Source organism: Allobosea sp. LC85, assembly GCF_000735605.1.
In the GTDB taxonomy this organism is placed as follows: domain Bacteria; phylum Pseudomonadota; class Alphaproteobacteria; order Rhizobiales; family Beijerinckiaceae; genus Allobosea.
In genome coordinates, this window is the sequence record NZ_JPKG01000019.1 from 169,691 (window position 1) to 189,933 (window position 20,243).

General features: G+C 65.6%; 20 protein-coding genes and 1 tRNA gene. 10 read left to right on the forward strand and 11 right to left on the reverse strand.

Annotated elements, in window-relative coordinates; translation table 11 throughout:
* Position 1: 1 nt before the first annotated feature.
* Genes FG93_RS09725 through FG93_RS09750 form a run of 7 tightly spaced genes read left to right on the forward strand, consistent with a single transcriptional unit; the run spans position 2 to position 5,470 of the window.
* The gene (locus tag FG93_RS09725; RefSeq protein WP_043233950.1) at positions 2–2,185 is read left to right on the forward strand and encodes a ParB/RepB/Spo0J family partition protein; all 2,184 of its coding nucleotides are present in this window, start codon (positions 2–4) and stop codon (positions 2,183–2,185) included.
* Positions 2,185–3,018 (forward strand): DUF6551 family protein, encoded by an 834-nt coding sequence (locus FG93_RS09730; protein ID WP_081881418.1) that lies wholly within the window; start codon positions 2,185–2,187, stop codon positions 3,016–3,018. The genes FG93_RS09725 and FG93_RS09730 overlap by 1 nt, the downstream gene beginning before the upstream one ends.
* Complete coding sequence (locus FG93_RS32835) at positions 3,015–3,155, forward strand: hypothetical protein (protein ID WP_161783801.1); 141 nt, start codon at positions 3,015–3,017, stop codon at positions 3,153–3,155. Before FG93_RS09730 ends, FG93_RS32835 begins: the two co-directional genes overlap by 4 nt.
* Before the next feature lie 29 nt (positions 3,156–3,184).
* A complete protein-coding gene (locus tag FG93_RS09735; RefSeq protein ID WP_244448552.1) occupies positions 3,185–3,901 on the forward strand; it encodes a hypothetical protein in 717 nt (238 codons plus the stop codon).
* Positions 3,901–4,113 carry a hypothetical protein gene (locus FG93_RS09740; protein WP_043233953.1) on the forward strand — a complete coding sequence of 71 codons (213 nt, stop codon included), beginning with the start codon at positions 3,901–3,903 and terminating at the stop codon, positions 4,111–4,113. Before FG93_RS09735 ends, FG93_RS09740 begins: the two co-directional genes overlap by 1 nt.
* The gene (locus FG93_RS09745; protein ID WP_043233955.1) at positions 4,113–4,367 is read left to right on the forward strand and encodes a hypothetical protein; all 255 of its coding nucleotides are present in this window, start codon (positions 4,113–4,115) and stop codon (positions 4,365–4,367) included. The genes FG93_RS09740 and FG93_RS09745 overlap by 1 nt, the downstream gene beginning before the upstream one ends.
* Positions 4,368–4,384: 17 nt before the next feature.
* Positions 4,385–5,470 (forward strand): tyrosine-type recombinase/integrase, encoded by a 1,086-nt coding sequence (locus tag FG93_RS09750; RefSeq protein ID WP_043233957.1) that lies wholly within the window; start codon positions 4,385–4,387, stop codon positions 5,468–5,470.
* Between the two features lie 57 nt (positions 5,471–5,527).
* On the opposite strand, the gene FG93_RS09755 is transcribed toward FG93_RS09750, so the two are convergent.
* A tRNA-Arg gene (locus FG93_RS09755) sits at positions 5,528–5,604 on the reverse strand.
* A 130-nt stretch (positions 5,605–5,734) separates the two neighbouring features.
* Here FG93_RS09755 and FG93_RS09760 point away from each other — a divergent pair.
* Both FG93_RS09760 and FG93_RS09765 read left to right on the forward strand, forming a co-directional pair.
* Positions 5,735–6,415, forward strand: a complete 681-nt coding sequence (locus FG93_RS09760; protein WP_152579378.1) for a hypothetical protein — start codon at positions 5,735–5,737, stop codon at positions 6,413–6,415.
* A gap of 4 nt (positions 6,416–6,419) precedes the next feature.
* Complete coding sequence (locus FG93_RS09765) at positions 6,420–7,898, forward strand: M48 family metalloprotease (RefSeq protein ID WP_043233961.1); 1,479 nt, start codon at positions 6,420–6,422, stop codon at positions 7,896–7,898.
* 246 nt (positions 7,899–8,144) lie between these two features.
* Here the strand turns inward: FG93_RS09765 and FG93_RS09770 are convergent, their stop codons facing one another.
* From FG93_RS09770 to FG93_RS09790, 5 genes are all read right to left on the reverse strand, one after another.
* Positions 8,145–8,747, reverse strand: a complete 603-nt coding sequence (locus tag FG93_RS09770) for a CarD family transcriptional regulator (protein WP_043233962.1) — start codon at positions 8,745–8,747, stop codon at positions 8,145–8,147.
* Between the two features lie 389 nt (positions 8,748–9,136).
* A complete protein-coding gene (gene fdxA / locus FG93_RS09775) occupies positions 9,137–9,475 on the reverse strand; it encodes a ferredoxin FdxA (RefSeq protein WP_043233964.1) in 339 nt (112 codons plus the stop codon).
* Between the two features lie 177 nt (positions 9,476–9,652).
* Positions 9,653–9,964, reverse strand: a complete 312-nt coding sequence (locus FG93_RS09780) for an RNA-binding S4 domain-containing protein (protein WP_052513567.1) — start codon at positions 9,962–9,964, stop codon at positions 9,653–9,655.
* 60 nt (positions 9,965–10,024) lie between these two features.
* The gene (locus FG93_RS09785; protein WP_043234102.1) at positions 10,025–13,357 is read right to left on the reverse strand and encodes a helicase-related protein; all 3,333 of its coding nucleotides are present in this window, start codon (positions 13,355–13,357) and stop codon (positions 10,025–10,027) included.
* Between the two features lie 483 nt (positions 13,358–13,840).
* Positions 13,841–14,674, reverse strand: coding sequence for a DUF3108 domain-containing protein (locus FG93_RS09790; protein WP_052513568.1), 834 nt, complete (start codon positions 14,672–14,674; stop codon positions 13,841–13,843).
* Between the two features lie 277 nt (positions 14,675–14,951).
* Here FG93_RS09790 and rpmB point away from each other — a divergent pair, with 277 nt between their 5' ends.
* Complete coding sequence (gene rpmB, locus FG93_RS09795; RefSeq protein WP_043233965.1) at positions 14,952–15,239, forward strand: 50S ribosomal protein L28; 288 nt, start codon at positions 14,952–14,954, stop codon at positions 15,237–15,239.
* A 146-nt stretch (positions 15,240–15,385) separates the two neighbouring features.
* Here rpmB and FG93_RS09800 read toward each other — a convergent pair whose 3' ends face one another.
* From FG93_RS09800 to cobS, 5 genes are read right to left on the reverse strand one after another with little or no spacing between them, the layout of a single operon-like run.
* A complete protein-coding gene (locus tag FG93_RS09800; RefSeq protein ID WP_043233966.1) occupies positions 15,386–16,393 on the reverse strand; it encodes an esterase-like activity of phytase family protein in 1,008 nt (335 codons plus the stop codon).
* On the reverse strand, positions 16,390–18,288 hold the full coding sequence (gene cobT / locus FG93_RS09805) for a cobaltochelatase subunit CobT (RefSeq protein ID WP_043233968.1): 1,899 nt from the start codon (positions 18,286–18,288) through the stop codon (positions 16,390–16,392). Before cobT ends, FG93_RS09800 begins: the two co-directional genes overlap by 4 nt.
* Positions 18,285–18,764 (reverse strand): GNAT family N-acetyltransferase, encoded by a 480-nt coding sequence (locus FG93_RS09810; RefSeq protein WP_052513569.1) that lies wholly within the window; start codon positions 18,762–18,764, stop codon positions 18,285–18,287. Before FG93_RS09810 ends, cobT begins: the two co-directional genes overlap by 4 nt.
* Before the next feature lie 10 nt (positions 18,765–18,774).
* On the reverse strand, positions 18,775–19,131 hold the full coding sequence (locus FG93_RS09815) for a GFA family protein (RefSeq protein ID WP_043233970.1): 357 nt from the start codon (positions 19,129–19,131) through the stop codon (positions 18,775–18,777).
* A gap of 12 nt (positions 19,132–19,143) precedes the next feature.
* Positions 19,144–20,127 (reverse strand): cobaltochelatase subunit CobS, encoded by a 984-nt coding sequence (gene cobS / locus FG93_RS09820; RefSeq protein ID WP_043233971.1) that lies wholly within the window; start codon positions 20,125–20,127, stop codon positions 19,144–19,146.
* Between the last annotated feature and the right edge of the window lie 116 nt (positions 20,128–20,243).

The window sequence follows — 20,243 nt, forward strand, 5'->3', positions numbered from 1 at the left end:
CATGAGCCCACAGGTTCACCAATACTGGCCGCACGATCTCGTCGCCGGCGGCGCCGTCAATTGCCGCCCCGGCGAGGAGGATGTTTCAGACCTCGTCGCCTCGATCGCCGCCCATGGCCTGCTGCAGCCACTGGTCGGCCGGCTGACGGCAGATGAAACCGTCGAGATCATCGACGGCAATCGGCGCCTGAAGGCGCTGAAGCAGTTGTTCGATGCCGGCCTGCGACTCGATCATGTGCCCGTCGTGCTGCGCGATGCCGAATCGGAAGCCGATGCGTTCGAGGTGTCGCTGGCTGCCAACGTGCTGCGCAAGCCGCTGCATCCGGTCACCGAATTCGAGGCGTTCGCGCAGCTCGCCGACGCCGGCAAGAGCCACCAGGAGATCGCCGATCATTTCGGCATCACCCTGCGCAATGTCGAGCAGCGTCTCGCCCTCGGCCGGCTTCATGGCGACGTGCGCCAGGCATGGCTCGATGGCCGCATCATGGGCGAAGCCGCACGCGCGTTCACCATCGCCCCTCCGGAGGAGCAGGCCGCCTATCTCGCCAATGCAACGCGGCCCCATCAGCTGCGCGCGGACACGATCCGCGCCGAGTTTACCCGAGAATCCGTACCAGCCGGTCGGAACATCGCTCGCTTCGTCGGCGCCGATGCCTATCGAGCCGCCGGCGGCGAATTCGTCGCCGACCTCTTCGCCGTGGAACCGGACTTCGCCGACGGCGGCCTTTTGCAACGGCTCGCCTCGGAGAAGCTGACATCCGAAGCCAAGCGGATCGCGGACGAGGAAAGATGGGGCGAAGTGCTGCTCGCAGACGCGCACGAAGCCAGAGACAAATGGCGCTGGGAGCGGCTGACGAAACCTTCCTTGCCCGGCGATCAGCGGCCGACCGGAGTAGCCGAGCTCGAGGAGCAATTGAAGGCCCTCCACGCGCAGGTGGATCAGGTCGATGACAAGCTCGATCCGCTTTACGATAGCGAGGAGAGCGACCAGACCGAGATTGAACGGCTCGAGGCTGAGCGCCGCGAACTTGAGGCCGAGATCGATCGCGTCGTGACCGCCACGCAAGCGCTGGATCCGGATCGCGCCGCGTGGCTCATCGTGCCTGCTGAAAAGCGCGCGAAAGCCGTTGCCATCGTCGGCATTGGCCACGATGGCAAGCTCTCGATCGAGCGCGGATATGTGAAGGGGAAGGCGGCATCGAAACCGGAACCGCGCACGGCCCTACCCGCCCCGGCACCGAAGGCCCCTGCTGGTGCCGAAGAAGCGCCCGAACCAACGCGCCTGTCCACCGCGCTACTGGACGATCTGGCGCTGACGGCAACCCGCGCCACGGCCCACGTCCTGGCAGAACACCCGCGGATCGCGTTCGCCGCGCTCGTCGCGTCCCAAGTCGCCTGGGGCGCTCCTGTTCGGCTCAACAGTGAGGGGCGTTTCCAGGGCCCTGCACTCGGCTGGCCCAACCGTGAGCACGGCACGAACACGGCCTTCGGCGAGGCTTTCCGAACCTGCATCACCATGCCGGAGGAGCGCCTGCATCAGATGGTCGCCCGCTTCGTCGCGCACAGTCTCGACTTCACCAGCAAGGCCCTCCTCAATCACAGCTTGAACAGCCTGAAGCCTGAGGCCGTCCAGGATCTGCGCTGCGCCCTGCCGGCAGAGCAGCATCGCAAGGCGCTGGTCGGAGCGTTCGATGCCGAGGCTTATTTCAAGGCAGCGCCAAAGCAGGAGGCGCTCAACGCGATCGCCGATTGTGGCGATGATGCCGGCAAACACAGCAAGCTGAAGAAGGGTGATCTCGCGGCGCTCGCTTCGCGCCTGGCTGGTACGCACGGCTGGCTTCCGCCGGTGCTGCGTGGCGAGATCTTCGACGCCACGGCTGAGCTGCCGCGCGTCGCCGGAGACGTTGTTCCAGGCGAGGAGGCGGATGCTCCGGCCGAGCCAATCTCGGCATCGGAAGAACATCAGAGTGCAGCCGAGGCCGCGCTGCAGATTTGGAAGGATCAGGAGGAAGAAACACCCGAGGCCGTGCCAATCCCCTCGAACTATACGCAAAAGACACCCGATCTGCGCGCGATTCTGAAGCAGCGCGGCGTCACAGTGCCCTTCGGCGCGACCCGCGAGCACATCATCGGGCTGTGTGAAACGAGCGAGCCGGCTGCGGCCGAGATCGAGGAGGCCGCCTGATGGACACCCTGCGCTCGATCGACGTTTCCGACTACTCGGGCGTCACGTTCCGCGATCAGGTCGGCCCGGCGCCGCTCCTGCAATGGATCGAACTCGATAGCCTCGCCATTGACGACAGCTATCAGCGCACAATCAGCCTTCACGGCAGAAAGCAGGTCCGCGCGATCGCTGAGCACTTTCGCTGGACGCATTTCGCGACGGTCATCGTCGCACCAGTGGAGGGCGGCCGGTTCGCTATCATCGACGGCCAGCACCGCTGCCATGCCGCCCGGCTGCGCGGCATCAAATCCGTGCCCTGCATGGTGGTTCAGGCAGATGCAACGGAACAGGCTCGCGCCTTCAGCGCGGTCAACATGCAGCAGACAGCCGTGCGGCCACCGGCAATGCACAAGGCACGGCTCGCGGCCGGTGACGCTACGGCGATACGGCTCAACGCGATCTGCGAGGCCGCCGGCGTTCGCATCGTCGACAACACGCCCGCGAGCCGAATGCGACGCGGCGACACAGTGGCCGTCATGGCGCTCTACAACATGGAGAGGATCTACGATCCAGAAGGCGTCGTGGCCGGCCTGAAGGCGATCATCGACGCCGGAGACGGCAATATCGGCATGCTGAAGGTCGAGCCGATCTCTGCCTATTGCGACGTGTTCAGCCGCCGTCGCGATCTGCGGGCCCATGCCGACGTGATCGACGCGCTCGACGACTTCGATCTGTCAGCCGCCTTCGCGCGAATGCTGACCACGGCCCGAGACCCCGGGACGCACCGCTGGCGCATTCTCGCAACGGAACTGGAGTCCTGGCTCGATCAGCGACTGTCAAAGGTGGCGGCATGAGGCGCGACCTCAACGACTGCCCGGGCGCCGAGGGTTGCCCCCTCGAACGCTGGCGCGCCCGCCTCGTCATCTGGATGCTCGCCGCCTTGGCGGCGGGCTCCTTCGGCGTCGTCGGCTACGTGACCTGGGGGCAATGATGGATCGACCCATCCTATTCAGCGGGCCGATGGTCCGCGCGCTGATCGCCGGCCACAAGACGCAGACGCGGCGCGTGATCACCAAGGCCCGAACCTTGGCAATTCCGGACGCGCCCGCCTTCACATTGAGCGGCGATGAACTCGCGCGGGCGATGCAGAACGCATCCGACTTCCGCCGGTTCGACGGCGATATGTGGACGTGGAAGGCCGACGCTTTCGAGCATCAGGCTCCCGCAAGCAGAACGAACTGGCATGCCCATCTCGGCCACGCACCCGGCGACCGGCTATGGGTGCGCGAGGCGTGGCGCTGTAACGGCTGGGCGACCGACGTTGCAACCATCTTCTACCGAGCCAGCGAGCGTGACGGCTACACAGCCATGTGCGAGCAGTATCCGGTGGCAGATCACGAGCCGCTGCGCATCACGACGACTTGGCGGCCCGGGATCCATATGCCGCGCTGGGCTTCGCGGCTGACGCTGACCGTCACCGATGTCCGTGTCGAGCGGCTGCAGGATATCAGCGAAGAGGACTGCATCGCTGAAGGGGCTGAGATCAGCCACGCGGCGGGCACTATCGGCGGCCCGCTGGTCTACACCGACGTCGCGAACGTCTACGCGACGCCGCGGAACTGGTATCGCACGCTCTGGGACAGCATCAACGGCGCCGGCGCCTGGGACGCAAACCCTTGGATCGTCGCCTACAGCTTCACCGTCGAACGCCAGAACATCGACGGGAGCAAGCGCTGATGGCTATCCGCCGCGCCCGCCGGCGCTCCCCTTCACATCGCTCGCTCTCGCTTGAGGAGGAGTTGGCGCAGATCATCTGCGACAAAGTCCACGACGCCCGCTGCGCCTGCAAGGAGGGCTCGCCGTCGACCTGCGGCCGAATGCTCCTGGCCGCGAAACATGCGATCCGCTTTCTCGAGGACCGCGAGCCAACCCGCGAGGAAGCTCGCTGATGCCGCGCGCCACTGGCCGGATCGACAGAATCTCATGGGTGCCACGTGGCCTCTGCCGCGAGGAAGCCGCCTATTACATCGGCGTTGGCACGACGAAGTTCGACGAGCTCGTTGCCGATCGACGCATGCCGCGCGGGAAGGCGATCGATGGCCGCGTCGTCTGGGATCGTGTCGCGCTCGATATGGCTTTCTCGGATCTCGATGAAGCCGGCAGCGAGAACGCGATCGACGCGGCCTTGCGGAAGGCCAGTTAGCGCGGATAGCGTCAGCTATGACCGACGCTTACCCGAATGCCGGCCCTTTCACCGATCGTCACGGCCGCGAGCGCTGGCGCTTCCGCAGGGCCGGCAAGACCGTCTCCCTCCCGCACGCCCCGGGCCATCCGGAGTTCGAGGAGGCCTATCAGGCGGCCGTGGAGGGGCGCCCTCCCCGCAAGGCTGCCGTCATCGCTCACCCGAATGCAGCCGCCCCACGCTCCATGCAGGCCGCCTGGAACCTCGTTCTGCGCGACAGTCCGGACTGGAAACATCTCAACGCCGTCACGAAGCAGAAGCAGAGCGCAATCGCGGAAGCCTTCCTTGCATCGCCGATCGCCGAGGGCACGAAAGTCAAATGGGGTCAGGCGCCGCTGCTGGACCTGAAGCGCCGACATGTCCGCTCCTTGCTCGCGGCCCGCAGCGAAACGCCGCACGCCGCCCGCCACCTGCTTGTCGTCATCCGCAAGATGATCCTCGCCGGCCTGGACGAGGAGTGGATCGAAAGCGATCCGACCTATCGGCTGAAGTACCGGCCGGAGACGAAGGGTTGGCGCGCCTGGACGGACGCCGAGCGCGAGCTGTTCGAAAAGCGCTGGCCGATCGGAACGACCCCGCGCCTGGTCTATGTGCTCGCCCTCTGGCTGGGGAACCGGCGGAGTGACGTGGCCGCCCTGCCCGTCTCGGCGATCCAGGGGAACACGATCGTCCTGCAGCAGATCAAGACCGGCCGCCGCTTGGTGCTCTCGATCACACCGATGCTGCGCGAAGCACTCGACGCTACAGATCTCGACGGGCCGACGATTCTACGGACGGCCTATGGCGAACCGTTCTCGGCGAAGTCGCTGACCGGCCGCATGGCTGACTGGACGAAGTTGGCCGGCCTGCCGAAGGGCTGCACGCTCCACGGCCTGCGCAAGACGCTCGGAAAAATGCTCGCCGACGGCGGCGCAACGACCCGCCAGATCATGGACACGCTCGGCCACACCGACATCAAGCACGCCGAGCTCTACACAAAAGAGGCCGACCAGCAGCGTCTCGCGAAGCAGGGAATGGCGGCCGTCGTGAAGCTGCACCGGTCGCGGAGTAAGCCGGCCGGCTAACCCCCTGGCTAACCGGCGTGGCTAACCATCCTACAAGTCATTGATTTCAGGTAATTTTGGCGTCCCGGAAGGGATTCGAACCCCTGACCTACGGTTTAGGAAACCGTTGCTCTATCCTGCTGAGCTACCGGGACGCACGCGATTGCGTTTAGCATAAAGCGCATGCAGGTGAAGCCTCTTGTTGTGGTCATGCTGAGTCTCGTTGCGGCGGCGGGCAGCGCGCTGGCGACTGACCCTTGTCCCGGTCCGTCTCCTGAGACGCCGATGGTCCGTTTGGCCGGCTCCGATGCCAGGGGCGATCTGCTGCTCGACGACGGCCGGCGGATACGCCTTGTCGGATTGGCCCCCCGGCAGGACGAGGCCGAGACCGCACGTTTCGTCGCGGCCCTGGCAGCATGGCAAGGCCGCGATCTCAGGCTCGTCATCCTGGCCGAACCCGATCGTTGGGGCCGCATCCCGGCGCGCCTGCTGGCCGAGCCGGACACTCAGGCCACCGCACCGCTGGACCTGTCGGTGGCCCTCATCCGAAGCGGCGCAGCCTGGCACCTGCCCGATTCCGTCAGTAGCCCCTGCGATGCGCTCTTGCGGGCAGCAGCCTCGAATACCACCCGACCCTCGCGGCAAATTGGCCCAAAACCGGCGAATCTCGTCGATGGTCACGATGTTGCCGCGTTGAAGGTGCACGCCGGCCGCGTCATCGTGCTGGAGGGGCGGATCGCATCGATCGGCGAGCGACCGCAGCGTTCCTATCTGAATTTTTCGCGTCGGCGGGGAGCCGGGGCGTCGGTCGTCGTGTCGAGGAGGCTCTGGCGGGAGATGCGGGAGGTCGGCTGGACCGCCAGGACACTGACGGGTAAACGCGTGTGGGCGCGCGGCGTACTGAGCGGGCCGGATGGATTGTCGCTCGAACTCCCCTCCCGCGCTGCCTTGGAACTGATCGATTAGAACCATGCTGGCCTTTCGCCGACAGACTGTTTCACGCCCCGTGGCGCGACTGGGCGCCCTGCTCCTGCCCGCCCTGCTGCTTTCCGGCTGCTTCGGCGACCAGAGCGTCCTGCCCCCGCAACCGGCCGATGGCGAGCTCGCCCCGCGGCTGAGCACCTTCCAGCGCGCTTCGGACCGCGAGCATTTGCGGCTGCTGGCCGCCTTCGGCGGCGAGTACCGCGCACCGAACGCCCGGGCACAGCTCAACGAAGTCGTCGCCCGGCTCGTCAAGGCCGGCGAGGGGCAGATCGGCAGCTACGAGATCACCATCCTGAACTCGCCGGCGGTGAACGCGTTTGCCCTGCCGAACGGCCGGCTCTACGTCACGCGTGGGCTGCTGGCGCTCGCCAACGACACCAGCGAAATCGCTTCAGTGCTTGCACACGAGATCGCCCACGTCACCGCCCGTCACGCCGTCGAACGGGCTGAGGCCGAAGCCGAATCCGCGCTTGTCACGCAAGTCGTGACCCAGGTGCTCAACGATCCCGCCGCCGGTGCCTCCGTTCAGGCAGGCTCCAAGCTCTCCCTCGCCCGTTTTTCGCGGCAGCAGGAGCTGATTGCCGACCAGATCAGCGTCCGCAACATCGCGCGCGCCGGCTACGATCCCTATGGAGCCGGCCGCTTCCTGGCCGCACTCGGCCGCAATACCAGCTTCCGCAACAGCGGCCAGGGCCAGAGCGGCAGCGAGAAACGGCTCGATATTCTCTCCAGTCATCCCTCGACCCCGGAGCGCGTCGCTGCTGTCACCGCGTCCGCCCGTCAGATCGGTGCACCGGGGCTTGGCGAGCGCGACGCGGCCCGCTGGCTCGCCGCGATCGACGGTATCGCCTATGGCGACGACCCCAGCGATGGCGTGGTGCGAGGCCGGCGCTATCTCAACAGCACGTTGCGCATCACCTTCGCCGCCCCCGACGGGTTCGACCTCGAGGCGGCGCGCGACATGGTCATTGGTGTCAGCGGTAACGGCGCCCAGGCGCTGCGTTTCGATTCGGTCACGCTCAAGCCCGGCCAGACGCTCGAATCCTATGTCGCCTCCGGCTGGATCGACGGGGTCGAGACCGGTCCCGTCGAGAAGCTCGACCTTGACGGCCAGCCCGCGGTCCTCGCCAGCGGCAAGGGGACCGACTGGACCTTCAGGCTCGCCGCCATCCAGGCCGGCAACCGCGTGTATCGCTTCATCCTGGCGGCGCGCGGCAGCAGCGATCCGGAGCGCCCGATGCGCGCCGTGCTCGACAGCTTCCGGATCCTGACACCAGCGGAGGCACAGGCCACGAAGCCGCTGCAATTGCGGATCGTCAGCCCCTCCGAAGGCGACACGCCGGCGACGCTTGCCGGCCGCATGGCGACACAGGAGCGCGCGTTCGACCTCTTCCTGCTGCTGAACGGGCTCGATCGCAACAGCAAGCTGACGCCCGGCCAGCGCTACAAGATCGTTGCCGAATAGAGGCTGCCCGCGCGCGGCGACTGCCGCTGGCCTCGCCCGATCTCGCCAAGGTCTCGCAGATCAAGAGCCGCCTGCTGATCCACCAGGCCGCAACCCACCTTTCGGGCCGATGATCTGACCTTCTGTGTTTGCATCGGCTTTGCCCCGAAAACCGCAATCCACTTTTCGGGCCCGATGCTTTTTTAGCCAAGAAAAAACCCGGCGGTTGCCCGCCGGGTCGATTGGCATCATGCCGGAAGAAACGCCTCAGGCGGCTTCTTCCTGCAGATCGTCATTATCGCTTTCGAGATCGGCATCAGCCGGATCGACCTCGGTGCCCTTGGCCGCGCGACGCGGCGATTTGGCGAGCTGGCCCTCGATCTTCTTCAGCGCTTCAGTCTCGGTCACGTCGTCGACGACCGCAATCTCGCGGGTCATGCGGTCAACCGCGGCCTCGTAGAGCTGGCGCTCGGAATAGGATTGCTCAGGCTGAGCCTCGGAACGGTAGAGATCGCGGACGACCTCGGCGATCGCGACGAGATCGCCCGAATTGATCTTCGCCTCATATTCCTGGGCGCGGCGCGACCACATGGTGCGCTTGATCCGGGCGCGGCCGGTCAACGTGGTCAGCGCCTTGCTGACGATATCGGTATCGGCAAGCTTCCGCAGGCCGACGCTTATAGCCTTGGCGGTGGGAACACGCAGCGTCATCTTGTCCTTGGCAAAGCTGACGACGAAGAGTTCGAGTTTGAAGCCGGCAACCTCCTGCTCCTCGATCGCCGTGATCTGGCCGACGCCATGGGACGGGTAGACGACGAACTCGCCCGTCTTGAAACCCTGGCGCACAACAGCTTTCTTCGCAGTGGACATGCCGTTACGACTCCTGACGGGACCGCTTGAGACGGCCCACGATGATACGTCCCCGGCCGGAATGACCGGAGACACTCTGCCTGATGCATTGCAATCCCGACCGAGCGGTCACGGACCCGCAGCCTCACGCTCCCTCAGCCGATTGCTACTTGGCCACCGAGCACGGAAATCACCCCGCTCCGGCCTTCTGCCGGAAGCACTGGGCATTCCGTATCTATGGGGGCGCCCCGTTTATGAATCCTCGCAGGGGCAGGCGGAACCAATTCGACTGCGTGGAAAGGTGTATCACAAAAAACACGCCGAATCAAAGGTAAACGCCGATTAACACCGGAACTGCATGTCGCAGCGCCGGTGTGCTCAACGATCAGCCGCGTCCCCGTGGGTGAAATTCAGTCGCCTTCGCCGGGGTTGGGCGAGAAATGCTCTTCGAGCTTTCCGGCCACGCCATCGAATTCCTTGGCGTCTGCCGGCGGCTCTTTCTTCTGGGTGAGATTCGGCCAGCTCGACGCATATTTCGAGTTGAGCTGCAGCCAGCTCTCAAGGCCAGGTTCGGTATCCGGCTTGATCGCCTCGGCCGGACATTCGGGTTCGCAGACGCCGCAATCGATGCACTCGTCGGGATGGATGACGAGCATGTTCTCGCCTTCGTAGAAACAGTCGACAGGACAGACCTCGACGCAGTCCATGTACTTGCACTTGATGCAGTTTTCGGTGACCACATAGGTCATGTCGCCAGTCCTTCCCGGTCCATCCTACCGGATCATAAAGACCCGGAAGGCGGGTGTTTCAAGGTCGATATCCGGGCTGCGGCAGAAAGAAAAATCTCTTCCGGCCAGCTCCGGAAGGAAACTCCTCCCGAAGCGCCCAAGCCTGCCCAGGCAGGCCTATCGAACCGCTCCCGCGCTCTATCCGCTCGGATCGTCCTCCGCAAGCGGCGCGTCGCCGCGCATGCTCTCACCCAGGCGCTCGTAGAGCAGTTGCGCTTCCTCAAAGGGACCGCGCCGGCTGCCCAGAGCGATCAGCCGCACCACTACGGTCTCATGCGCCAGCGCCAGGGTCAGCACGTCGCCGAGCTTGAGGCCGAGCGCCGCATTCGCGGCGCGCCGCCCATTCACGCGGACATGGCCGTCATCCACCAGGCGCACAGCGACCGAGCGCGTCTTGGCGAAACGCGCGAACCAGAGCCACTTGTCGAGACGCTGGCGATCTTCCCGCAAGGACAGCCTTTCCGCTCAGCCCCAGGTCAGTTTCAGGCCCGGGTCAGTTTCAGCCCCAGGTCAGTTCTTGCGCCCGCCGCCCTCGAGCTGGGCCTTGAGCGCCGCGAGCTTCGCAAAGGGCGAATCCGGATCAGGCTCGCGGTCGGCCGGGCGCGGCTTTGAAACCTGCTGGAAGCGCTCGGTACCCCGTTCCTCGCGGCGCGGGCCACCGGGGCGCCCATCGCGCTTGAAGTCCGGCCTCGGGCCACGTCCTTGTTCGGGACGGCCGTTGCGCTGTGGCCGGCCACCGCGCTTCTGATCGCCCTCGCGCGGCTGTGCATCCTGCCGGGCAGCATCGCCTTCAGCCGCATTGGCGGCAGCCGGGCGGCCACGATCGCCATGGCGGCGACGCTCGTCAGGCCGGCCGTCACGGTTCGGTCGTTCACCACGCCCGGCGCCAGGCTGACGCTCGCCCTGAGCACCGTCGCGACGACCGCGTCCGGCATGCTCCGGCCTGCGCCCACCCTGGTGGCGATGCGGCCGCCAGATCTCGATTTCCTGCACCTCGGCCACAGCAACGACGTCAGCCGCAGCCTCGCCGGCAGAAGCCTCATCCGCAGAAGCCTCTTCGGTAGGAGCCCGCAGGGCAGACATCAAATCGGCGGGCACCGGATGCGTGGATTGCTCCAGCTCGGTCTCGGTCGCGATCGGGGCGTCTGCCGTTTCAGGCGCAGCGGCCTCGGACGAGACGGCCTCGACGGCCTCGGCGTCAGCGCCTGCCTCGACGTCAGAGACAGCCGCTGGCTCCTCGACAGCACTGGCGCCGGCTTCATCGGCCACGATCGCCGGCCCAGCCTCGTGTCCAGCCGGAACGTCCATTGTTTCCGCCGCCGGCGCCTCGGCGGCCGGAGCTGTCACCGCGACCGGCGGCTGCGCCAGCGGCACGGTGATCGCGGGTCCCGGACGCTTGGCCGAGACATAGCCGAGCGAGCGCAGGATCGAGGCGAAATCCTCGCCCGCGCAACCGACCAGGGAGGTCATGGCACCGGTGACGACAAAACCGTCCTGATCGGCCGCGCCGGCGGGCGGCTGGCCCTGGGTCAGGCCCGGGCGATAGGCGATGGCTGGCCGGATCAGGTCAGCAAGCCGCTCGAGGATATCGACGCGCACGGCGCGCTCGCCGCAGACGCGATAGCCGGCGGCTCGGTAAAGGCCCTTCGGAACCGCCTTGTCGACGGCAAAGGATGTCCGGCCGGAGGCCGCGAGATGGGCGATATCGTCGAGGCCGGACGTATCGGGCCCACCATGCTTCAGCGCCCAGAGCTGGGCTGCCAGCGCACGCGGCGCCGGTTTGAGCAGGGCGGGGACGTAAAGATGAAAGGCTCCGAAGCGGATGCCGAGCTGACGAAGTGCCGCGCGGCCCTCCTGATCCAGCGTCTTCATCTCCTCGCCGACCTTGGCGCGCTCCAGCACACCGAGCGACTCCCCGGCCTGATAGGCGATGCCGCGCGCGATACCGGTGACATTCTCGGCATTCTCGAGCAGTTGCAGCGCACCAAGCAGGCGGGTGATGTGGTTTTTCAACCAGAGAGTGAGGCGCGTATCGACCTGCTCGCGCGCCGGCCCGGTCAGGTGCTCCTCGACCAGCAAACGTAGGCGCGGCTCCAGAACCTTGTCGCCGGCGACAAGCCGCGCGACTGGTTCACCGATCCAGCGCACCAGCCCGTCATGCGAAAGCACGAAGGCATCATCAGCCGCGAGCACGACACGCGCGGCGCGCGCCTCGATCTCGCTGGCAAGCGCCTTCATCGCGGCCATGTTCAAGGCCTTCGCCTCGGGCCCGCCGGCCTTGGGATCCGCCGTGAAGCGAAATCCCTGAAGCATCCCGACATGCTGTCCCTCGACGAGCACGTCGCCCGTCGTGGTGACCTCAGCCTCCAACATTGCATTCTCCCGCAAACGACGCATCAGCACGCTCGTGCGCCGATCGACGAAACGGCTGGCTAGCCGCTCGTGCAAAGCGTCCGACAGTTTGTCCTCTACAAGACGCGCCACCCCCTGCCAATGCTCTGGATCAGGTAACCAGTCCGGACGGTTTGCGACATAGGTCCAAGTCCGGACCTGCGCAATGCGGGCGGAGAGCGTGTCGATCTCGCCATCGGTCCGGTCGAGCGCATCGAGTTGGGCGCGATACCAGTCCGGATCGAGCCGTCCGTGACGCATCAGTCGGAGGTACAGCGTGGTGGCCAGATCAGCATGCTGCATCGGCGCGATCTTGCGATAATCCGGCAGGCCGCACACCTCCCAGAGGCGCTCGACCGCTGCACGGCCCTGCGCCAACGGCCTGACATCGGCATCGCGGGCCAGAACCTCCAGCGTGGTCATGTCCTCTGCGATCAGCGCACGGGTCAGCCCCGGCTCCGTTGGCTGGACGTTCAGGCTGGCAATCAGCCCGTCGACCGAGCGCAGGTCGAGATCGGAGTTGCGCCATTGCAACTGCCGCACCGATTCGAAACGGTGATTCTCGATCGCCTCGACCAGTTCGGCGTCAAAGGGCGGGCAACGTCCGCTCGTGCCAAAGGTGCCGTCGCGCAGATGGCGGCCGGCGCGCCCGGCGACCTGGCCGAACTCCGCGGGGTTCAGCTTGCGGAAATGATGGCCGTCGAATTTCCGGTCCGACGCGAAGGCGATGTGATCGACATCGAGATTGAGACCCATGCCGATCGCATCGGTCGCGACGAGATAATCGACGTCGCCCGACTGGTAGATATCAACCTGGGCATTGCGCGTGCGCGGCGAGAGTGCCCCGAGTACGACGGCGGCCCCGCCCTTCTGCCGACGGATCAACTCGGCTATCGCATAAACCTCCTCGACCGAGAAGGCGACGATCGCGCTGCGTCGTGGCAGGCGGGTGATCTTCTTGTCGCCGGCAAATGTGAGCTGCGACAGGCGCGGACGCGTGACGACGTTCACGCCGGGAATGAGCTGCTCGATCAGCGGCTTCATGGTGCCCGCGCCGATCAGCATCGTCTCGGCCCGGCCGCGCCGGTTCAGCAGGCGGTCGGTAAAGACATGACCGCGGTCGAGATCGGCGGCGAGCTGGATCTCGTCAATCGCGACGAAATCGACCGCGAGATCGCGCGGCATAGCCTCCACGGTGCAGACCCAGAAGCGGGGCCGCTCCGGCTTGATCTTTTCCTCGCCAGTGACCAGCGCCACTGCCTCGGGGCCGACCTTCTCAACCACGCGGCCATAGACCTCGCGCGCCAGCAGGCGCAGCGGCAGGCCGATCATTCCGGTCGGGTGCGCCACCATCCGCTCGATCGCCAGATGCGTCTTGCCGGTATTGGTGGGTCCGAGAACCGCTGTGACGCCCTGCGCACGAACCGAGGGCGGAAGAGAGCGTGCTGAAATCAAGACGCGACCGATCGTATCTTTTTGGCCCTTGCCGGCAGCAGGCTGAGGAAAGCGTCCTACCCTGGCACAAGCTGGAGCGCCGAAATTAAGTTGCAGAACGAGCCCTGAACGAAGCAAGCCCGAATCGCTGACTCCGGCAGAATCAGGATTCGTTCACGGCAAGATATCGCTGGGACGGCCGCACGCACCACCATATCTGGAATCGTGACACGGGCTTGATCCACTCTCTTTCATGACAAGCGAAAACGGCCGGGCGCCGGTAGTTCTCCGCGTTATTTATGTAGCGGTCACGGCGAAACGAGGGGTCACCGCGTGATTTCAGCTCGCGGAACGACGTGGATCGGCGTGAACCACCGCCACAGCGGGAGCAGCGGGAACGGATGATCTAAGCTTTTTGTGTTCGCATCGCTTTTCCGAAGACCGCAATCCGCTTTTCGGGCCGATGCTTTAGCTTGCCCGTCGCATGCGCGACGGAACGGCTCAGTTCTGCCGGGCAGCCGTGGTGGTCGTCGGATCGACCCTGAAGCTCGACGCCTCGATCACCGCCGTGCCGATCATGGTCTTCACCGAGATTCGGATCGGCACCATCACATTGGTGCCGTTGACAGGAGCGAGCCAGGTGTTGATCTCGCGATTCTCGGTCATGAACTTGGTGCTGGGCCGCAGGGCCCGGTGACCCGCGATCGGCACATAGCGCGCCTGGCAGATCGTGACCGGGCCGCTATAGCCCTCGAGCTTCACCTGGCGCGAACCGGAATAGCTCAGCTTGATGTCGTAGCGCGCAGCGCCGTCGAAGATCGGCAGCGTCCGGTTGCAGGCGGCACCGTTGCCGCCCTTGCCCTCCACCGGCATCAGGAAGGCACTGATCGGATCGACCACATTGCGCTTGTGGCTCTCGTTGAGCGGCACGCGATCGGGCTTGTCGTCGATCGGCGGCGCAATATCCACGGCCTGCACCGTGCCGCCGTCGAGGGCCATGCGCACGGTGCGGCTCTCGCTGGAGTTCGCCGAGGAAACCGCGAAGGTTGCAGGCGACAGGCGCCCGCCATGGAGGTTGCCGGTTGCCGCACCCGAACCGCGCCCGCCCGTGAAACTGCCGACGAGCCCCGTCATCTTGGCCACGATATCGAGCTTGTAGCTGCTGCTGTCGATGCCGCCCCTGAGATGGGCGGTGCCGAGCGACAGGCCGAGCAGGGAGACATCATATTTGGCCTCCAACGAGGCCGCCGCCGCTGACGACCCTCCGAAGCCGGAGGCCAGGGCCAGCGCAGCGAGACCAAGTCCGGCCAGGGACGACGCGATGGCGGGCTTCATCCAACTCCTCCGGACGGGCATGCTTCGCACCGGCATGCACTGCGAATCGGTCCGAATCGTGACCCCTTTTGCCGAATTTGGCGAGTGGCAATGCCGCCACGCCGCAGCGGCCCCGATCATGCTCCCGATCATGCCATGGAATCTGTCGCGGTCCTTGACGCCGCAGCCGGGCTTGGCTATAGACCCGCGACTTCAATTTGACTTCCGGTGCTCGCGGGCCGGCACGTCGCGTGTCGGCATTTTTGTTTGAGACAACCGGTTCCAAGGGAATGATATCATGGCTCGCCGTTGCGAACTGACCGGGAAAGCCACCCTCACCGGGCACCTCGTCAGCCACTCGAACCGCAAGACGAAGACCGTCTTCCGGCCGAACCTCGTCAATGTCACGCTCCGTTCGGACGCGCTTGGCCGCTCCGTGCGCCTGCGGGTCTCGGCGAACGCCCTGCGTACGGTCGATCACCGTGGCGGTCTTGACGCCTTCCTGGCCAAGGCGCCGGCTGGTGACCTCTCGACCGGCGCGCTCACGCTGAAGCGTGACATCGAGAAGAAGCTCGCTGCCAACTGAGCGCGCGTTTCCTTCGCGGAATGAATGAAGCGGCCGAAAGGCCGCTTTTTTCGTTTGGATAGCGCGTCTCCCGCCATGGCCGGCCCGGCGCCGTGCTTCAAACCCTGGACTCGCAGCAAGGGCGAGCATGGCCTCTCGCAATCCCTTTATTTCAACGCGAATTCCAGCAGCACTGTCCGCTGCAGGAAGGAAAAATTGTCGTCCGAGATCAGGGTAAGGACCGTTTCTCCTTGATCCTGATGGACGCAGAGCCCTTCCATATTGTCGATTTCCTGGCCGAGATCGGCCTCGATCAAAGAGGGGCCATCGAGCATCGCACCCGGTCGGAGGCTCGCGCCGGGAACGCGGCGAATCCGCATGCCGACACCACGCAGAGGCTTGTACCAGCGCTCCAGCAGCAGGATGTCGCCGCCTGGCAGGAAGGCCAGATCGGTAACATCGAAGCTGCCATGGCGCCGCACCTGAAACAGGCCGGGCTGCGGCCCGCCGATGATCGCTCCAAGCGTCGGTCCGTCTTCCCCGCCTGAACGCTCGGCAATCGCAGCGAGTGCGCCCGCAAGGGGCTGCCCGGCGGGAACGACACCCATCGCCTCCAGCCCGCGATTGCTCGGCAGGCGCTTCACCTCGCGCGGTACCGGGATGATGCGCGCTCGCGCCTCGACGCCGTATCGCGCCCAGTCGAAACGCAGGACGTCATGCGTCCGCTCGACGCCGATATAGGCGACGCCATCGGCGATCGTCAGGCTCTCCGTATCGTAATAGCGCGAACGGTGCAGCGGCCGCCCGGAGGAGCCGAGAAACGGTGCGAGTTCGGCCTGCTCGAAGCGAACAATCCGCCCCCGCTCTGAGACCGTCTTCGCCGTCAGCCAGAAGCTGTTATCAGTGATCGCAACCAGATCGCCGCCGCTGCGCGATCGCCAGAGGCCGGAGAACCCGCCAAAGCGCGGATGGTCGCCGCGCAACACCAGTCCGCCCCGGAAGCTGAGTTCGCCAAAGCGAGTCTTGCCGGGATCGCGCGGCTCGAAGGCATCGAAGCGGTGCGCGCTGATCGTGAGCGATATGCGGCCCGGCTCGAGGCTCTGAGCCTGCGCTGCGGGCAAGCCAAGGCTGGCGGCGCCCAGTCCCGCGAGGACGCCGCGTCTGGTCAGCCTCATTGCATGCGACGAGAAACCGGGGCCTTGCCGGCGACCGGACCATCCTCCTCGAAGAGCTCGGCCAGTTTCTCCGTCATCACCCCGCCGAGCTCCTCCGCATCGACGATGGTAACGGCGCGGCGATAGTAGCGCGTCACGTCATGGCCGATGCCGATGGCGATCAGTTCGACCGGCGAACGCGTCTCGATCTCGGCGATGATATGGCGCAGATGCCGCTCGAGGTAATTGCCGGCATTCACCGACAGCGTCGAATCGTCGACCGGCGCCCCATCCGAGATCACCATGAGAATCTTGCGCTGCTCAGGCCGCGCGAGCAGCCGCTTATGCGCCCAATCCAGCGCCTCGCCGTCGATATTCTCCTTGAGCAGACCCTCGCGCATCATCAGGCCGAGGTTCTTGCGGGCCCGACGCCAGGGAGCATCCGCCGCCTTGTAGATGATGTGCCTGAGATCGTTGAGGCGTCCTGGATTGGCCGGCTTGCCGGACTGCAGCCAGGCCTCGCGAGACAGCCCGCCCTTCCAGGCACGCGTGGTGAAGCCAAGCAGTTCGACCTTGACGCCGCAGCGCTCCAGCGTCCGCGCCAGGATGTCCGCGCAGGTCGCCGCAACAGTGATCGGCCGGCCGCGCATCGAGCCGGAATTGTCGATCAGCAACGTCACGACCGTATCGCGGAAATTCGTATCCGATTCCTGCCGGAAAGAGAGCGGCTGGAACGGGTCGATGATGATCCGCGGCAGGCGCGAGGGATCGAGCGAGCCCTCTTCGAGATCGAACTGCCAGGACCGGTTCTGCTGCGCCATCAGGCGACGCTGCAACCGGTTGGCAAGCCGTGCCACGACGCCCTGGAGATGGGCGAGCTGCTTGTCGAGATAGGCCCGCAGCCGGGTCAACTCCTCGGCGTCGCAGAGCTCCTCAGCCGTGACCGTCTCGTCGAACTTGACGGTGTAGGGCTTGTAGTCCGTTTGGGGCCGGTCGTTCTGGCGGCCCTCGCGTGGACGCGGCGCCTCGCCCGCCTCCTCGGATTCAGAGGAATCGTCCTCCTCGTCCCAGTCGCCGGCCGGAGCATCGGTTGCCTCCGACGCCCCTTCCTGCAGCTCGTCGGTCGCGTCCTCGCTGACCTCGACCTCCGAGCGCTCGCCACCGCTTTCCTGCTCGGCCTCGCCATCCTGCTGCTGCTGGTCCTCGGAGGACTGGTCCTGGTTGTCCTCGTCCTCTTCCTCGTCCTGGCCCTGCGAACTCTGCTCGGCCATGTCGAGCGAAGCCAGCATATCGCGCACCGTCCGCGAAAAGGCGCGCTGATCCTCGACCGACTGAGACAGCCGGTCGAGATCGGCGCCGGCCTTCGCCTCGATCACGTCGCGCCAGAGATCGACGATCTTGGTCGCGGCCTGCGGCGGCTTCAGCCCCGTCAGGCGCTCACGCACCATCAATGCGACCGCGTCTTCCAGCGGGGCGTCGGCCCGATCGGAGATCTCCTCGTAGCGGCCACCGCGATGATAGCGGTCTTCCAGCATGGCGGTGATGTTGCCGGCCATGCCACTCATCCGGCGCGAGCCGACGCATTCGACGCGGGCCTGCTCGACAGCGTCGAAGACAGCACGCGCCGCATCGCCTTCCGGCGCAGCGCGACGATGGATCGAGGCGTCATGGCAGGCGAGCCTGAGCGCCATCGAATCCGCGTGGCCGCGCAGGATCGCGACATCCTGGACCGTCAGCTTGCGCGGCGGCTCGGGCAGGCGGGCGCGCTCGCCAACGAGCGACGGCTTGTCCGCCGCGAAGACGATTTCCATCTCGGGCTTGCGCGCGATCGCCTTCATCGCGCCGGAAATGGCGCGTTTCAGCGGCTCGGCTGGTGCTTCCTTGGGCTGACCCGGCTTACGATTGGAGATGCTCATAGCGCCTTCGTGAAATGATGCAGCCGCTCGCCGGCAACCGGATAATCCTCCATCCGGCCGCATTCGCGATAGCCCATGCGCGGATAAAAGCCCGGCGCTTGGATACTCAGCGTCACGAGATAGATGCCGCGCGCTCCAGCGTCGCGCGCCTCTTGTTCCGCCATCCTGAGCAGCGCCTCGCCATGGCCTGCGCCGCGATGCATCTCGTCGATCCAGAACAAATCGACATAGAGCCACTGCCATTTCAGCTCGCCGATAAGGCCGCCAACGATGCGGCCGCCCTCATCGCGCAGGCTGAGCGCGAGCGGCCGCGCATTGCGTGGACCGACCAGCGCTTCGTTATGGGCGCTCAGGCCGGCGATAACAGCCTCCCGCGTCCCGGCGACATCCGTCTCGCGGTGGACCGTGCCCGAGCACGTCGTCGGCCCGGCGGCTCCGGTCTTGCCCTGCAGGTTCTCGGCGGCGATCTCGTCCATGTCCGCTCCGTCAGCGCGAGCGCCCGTCGAACATCGTCGAATCGAGTTCGGCGGGCTCGACACCCTCGAGGCAGCGGACATTCACCGCGACCATCGGCGTGCCGTCCGGCATCGAGCCGCGAGCGAAGGATTCGATGCCGCAGGTCTCGCAGAACAGGTGCTGGATCTTCTGCGTGTGGAAACGGTATTCGGTCAGCGCATCCTCCCCCTTTTCAAGGGTGAAGGCCATCGCCGGTGAAAAGGTCAGGATCGAGCCGCGACGCTGGCAGTAGGAGCAGTTGCAGGTGATCGTCCGGTCGAGACTGGCCTCGACCGTGAATCCGACCCGCCCGCAATGGCAACTCCCCTGATAGCGCGCGCTCGCCATGACCCGTTCCCCTCAGCTCAGAACGACGTTGACCGCGCTCTCCGGCAATTCCTTGCCGAAGGAACGCTGGAAGAACTCCGCCACCAGAGTGCGCTCCATCTCGTCGCACTTGTTCAGGAACGTCACCCGGAATGCGAAGCCGATATCGCCGAAGATCGCGGCATTCTCGGCCCAGGTGATGACCGTGCGCGGGCTCATCACGGTCGAGAGATCGCCGTTCATGAAGGCGTTGCGGGTCAGGTCGGCGACGCGGACCATCTTGTTGACGATGTCCTTGCCCTCGGGCGAGGCCTGATAATGCTTCGACTTGGCGAGCACGATCGCAACTTCGTTGTCGTGCGGCAGGTAATTCAGCGTGGTCACGATCGACCAGCGGTCCATCTGGCCCTGGTTGATCTGCTGGGTGCCGTGATAGAGGCCCGACGTATCGCCGAGGCCGACCGTGTTCGCCGTTGCGAACATGCGGAAGGCAGGGTGAGGACGGATGACGCGCTTCTGATCGAGCAGCGTCAGCTTGCCGGACTGCTCGAGCACGCGCTGGATCACGAACATCACGTCCGGGCGACCGGCATCATACTCGTCGAAGACGAGCGCGATGTTGTTCTGCAGCGCCCAGGGCAGGATGCCGTCCTGGAACTCGGTGATCTGCTTGCCTTCCTTCAGCACGATCGCGTCCTTGCCGACGAGATCGAGGCGCGAGACGTGGCTGTCGAGGTTGACGCGCACGCAGGGCCAGTTCAGGCGGGCCGCGACCTGTTCGATATGGGTCGATTTGCCGGTGCCGTGATAGCCCGAGATCATCACGCGCCGATTATGCGCAAAGCCCGCGAGAATCGCGATCGTGGTGTCACGGTCAAATCGGTAGTCGACGTCGAGATCGGGCACATGGGCGTCGGCCTGCGAGTAGGCCGGCACTTCGAGATCGGAATCGATCCCAAAAGTCTGGCGCACCGACAGCTTCATATCGGGAAGGCCCTGGGCAGTCGTCGTCGTCATTGTCTTGTCTCCGGGCGCAGAACAGTGCCGGGCGAACCACCGGTTGTCCCACTGCCGACCGAAAGGGGAGGCGTACCAAAACCTAATTAGTGCGAAAGCGTCGGAGCGGCAATTCG

Excerpts from the sequence above, each read along its gene's own strand:
- FG93_RS09740 (WP_043233953.1), top strand. The coding sequence starts at position 3,901 with ATGGCTATCCGCCGCGCCCGCCGGCGCTCCCCTTCACATCGCTCGCTC.
- FG93_RS09725 (WP_043233950.1), top strand. The coding sequence starts at position 2 with ATGAGCCCACAGGTTCACCAATACTGGCCGCACGATCTCGTCGCCGGC.
- FG93_RS09745 (WP_043233955.1), top strand. The coding sequence starts at position 4,113 with ATGCCGCGCGCCACTGGCCGGATCGACAGAATCTCATGGGTGCCACGT.
- FG93_RS09810 (WP_052513569.1), bottom strand. The coding sequence starts at position 18,764 with ATGGACGAGATCGCCGCCGAGAACCTGCAGGGCAAGACCGGAGCCGCC.
- rpmB (WP_043233965.1), top strand. The coding sequence starts at position 14,952 with ATGGCTCGCCGTTGCGAACTGACCGGGAAAGCCACCCTCACCGGGCAC.
- cobS (WP_043233971.1), bottom strand. The coding sequence starts at position 20,127 with ATGACGACGACGACTGCCCAGGGCCTTCCCGATATGAAGCTGTCGGTG.
- fdxA (WP_043233964.1), bottom strand. The coding sequence starts at position 9,475 with ATGACCTATGTGGTCACCGAAAACTGCATCAAGTGCAAGTACATGGAC.
- FG93_RS09765 (WP_043233961.1), top strand. The coding sequence starts at position 6,420 with ATGCTGGCCTTTCGCCGACAGACTGTTTCACGCCCCGTGGCGCGACTG.
- FG93_RS09800 (WP_043233966.1), bottom strand. The coding sequence starts at position 16,393 with ATGAGGCTGACCAGACGCGGCGTCCTCGCGGGACTGGGCGCCGCCAGC.
- FG93_RS09760 (WP_152579378.1), top strand. The coding sequence starts at position 5,735 with ATGGTCCGTTTGGCCGGCTCCGATGCCAGGGGCGATCTGCTGCTCGAC.
- FG93_RS09770 (WP_043233962.1), bottom strand. The coding sequence starts at position 8,747 with ATGTCCACTGCGAAGAAAGCTGTTGTGCGCCAGGGTTTCAAGACGGGC.
- FG93_RS09735 (WP_244448552.1), top strand. The coding sequence starts at position 3,185 with ATGGTCCGCGCGCTGATCGCCGGCCACAAGACGCAGACGCGGCGCGTG.
- FG93_RS09750 (WP_043233957.1), top strand. The coding sequence starts at position 4,385 with ATGACCGACGCTTACCCGAATGCCGGCCCTTTCACCGATCGTCACGGC.
- FG93_RS09730 (WP_081881418.1), top strand. The coding sequence starts at position 2,185 with ATGGACACCCTGCGCTCGATCGACGTTTCCGACTACTCGGGCGTCACG.
- FG93_RS09815 (WP_043233970.1), bottom strand. The coding sequence starts at position 19,131 with ATGGCGAGCGCGCGCTATCAGGGGAGTTGCCATTGCGGGCGGGTCGGA.
- FG93_RS32835 (WP_161783801.1), top strand. The coding sequence starts at position 3,015 with ATGAGGCGCGACCTCAACGACTGCCCGGGCGCCGAGGGTTGCCCCCTC.
- FG93_RS09790 (WP_052513568.1), bottom strand. The coding sequence starts at position 14,674 with ATGAAGCCCGCCATCGCGTCGTCCCTGGCCGGACTTGGTCTCGCTGCG.
- cobT (WP_043233968.1), bottom strand. The coding sequence starts at position 18,288 with ATGAGCATCTCCAATCGTAAGCCGGGTCAGCCCAAGGAAGCACCAGCC.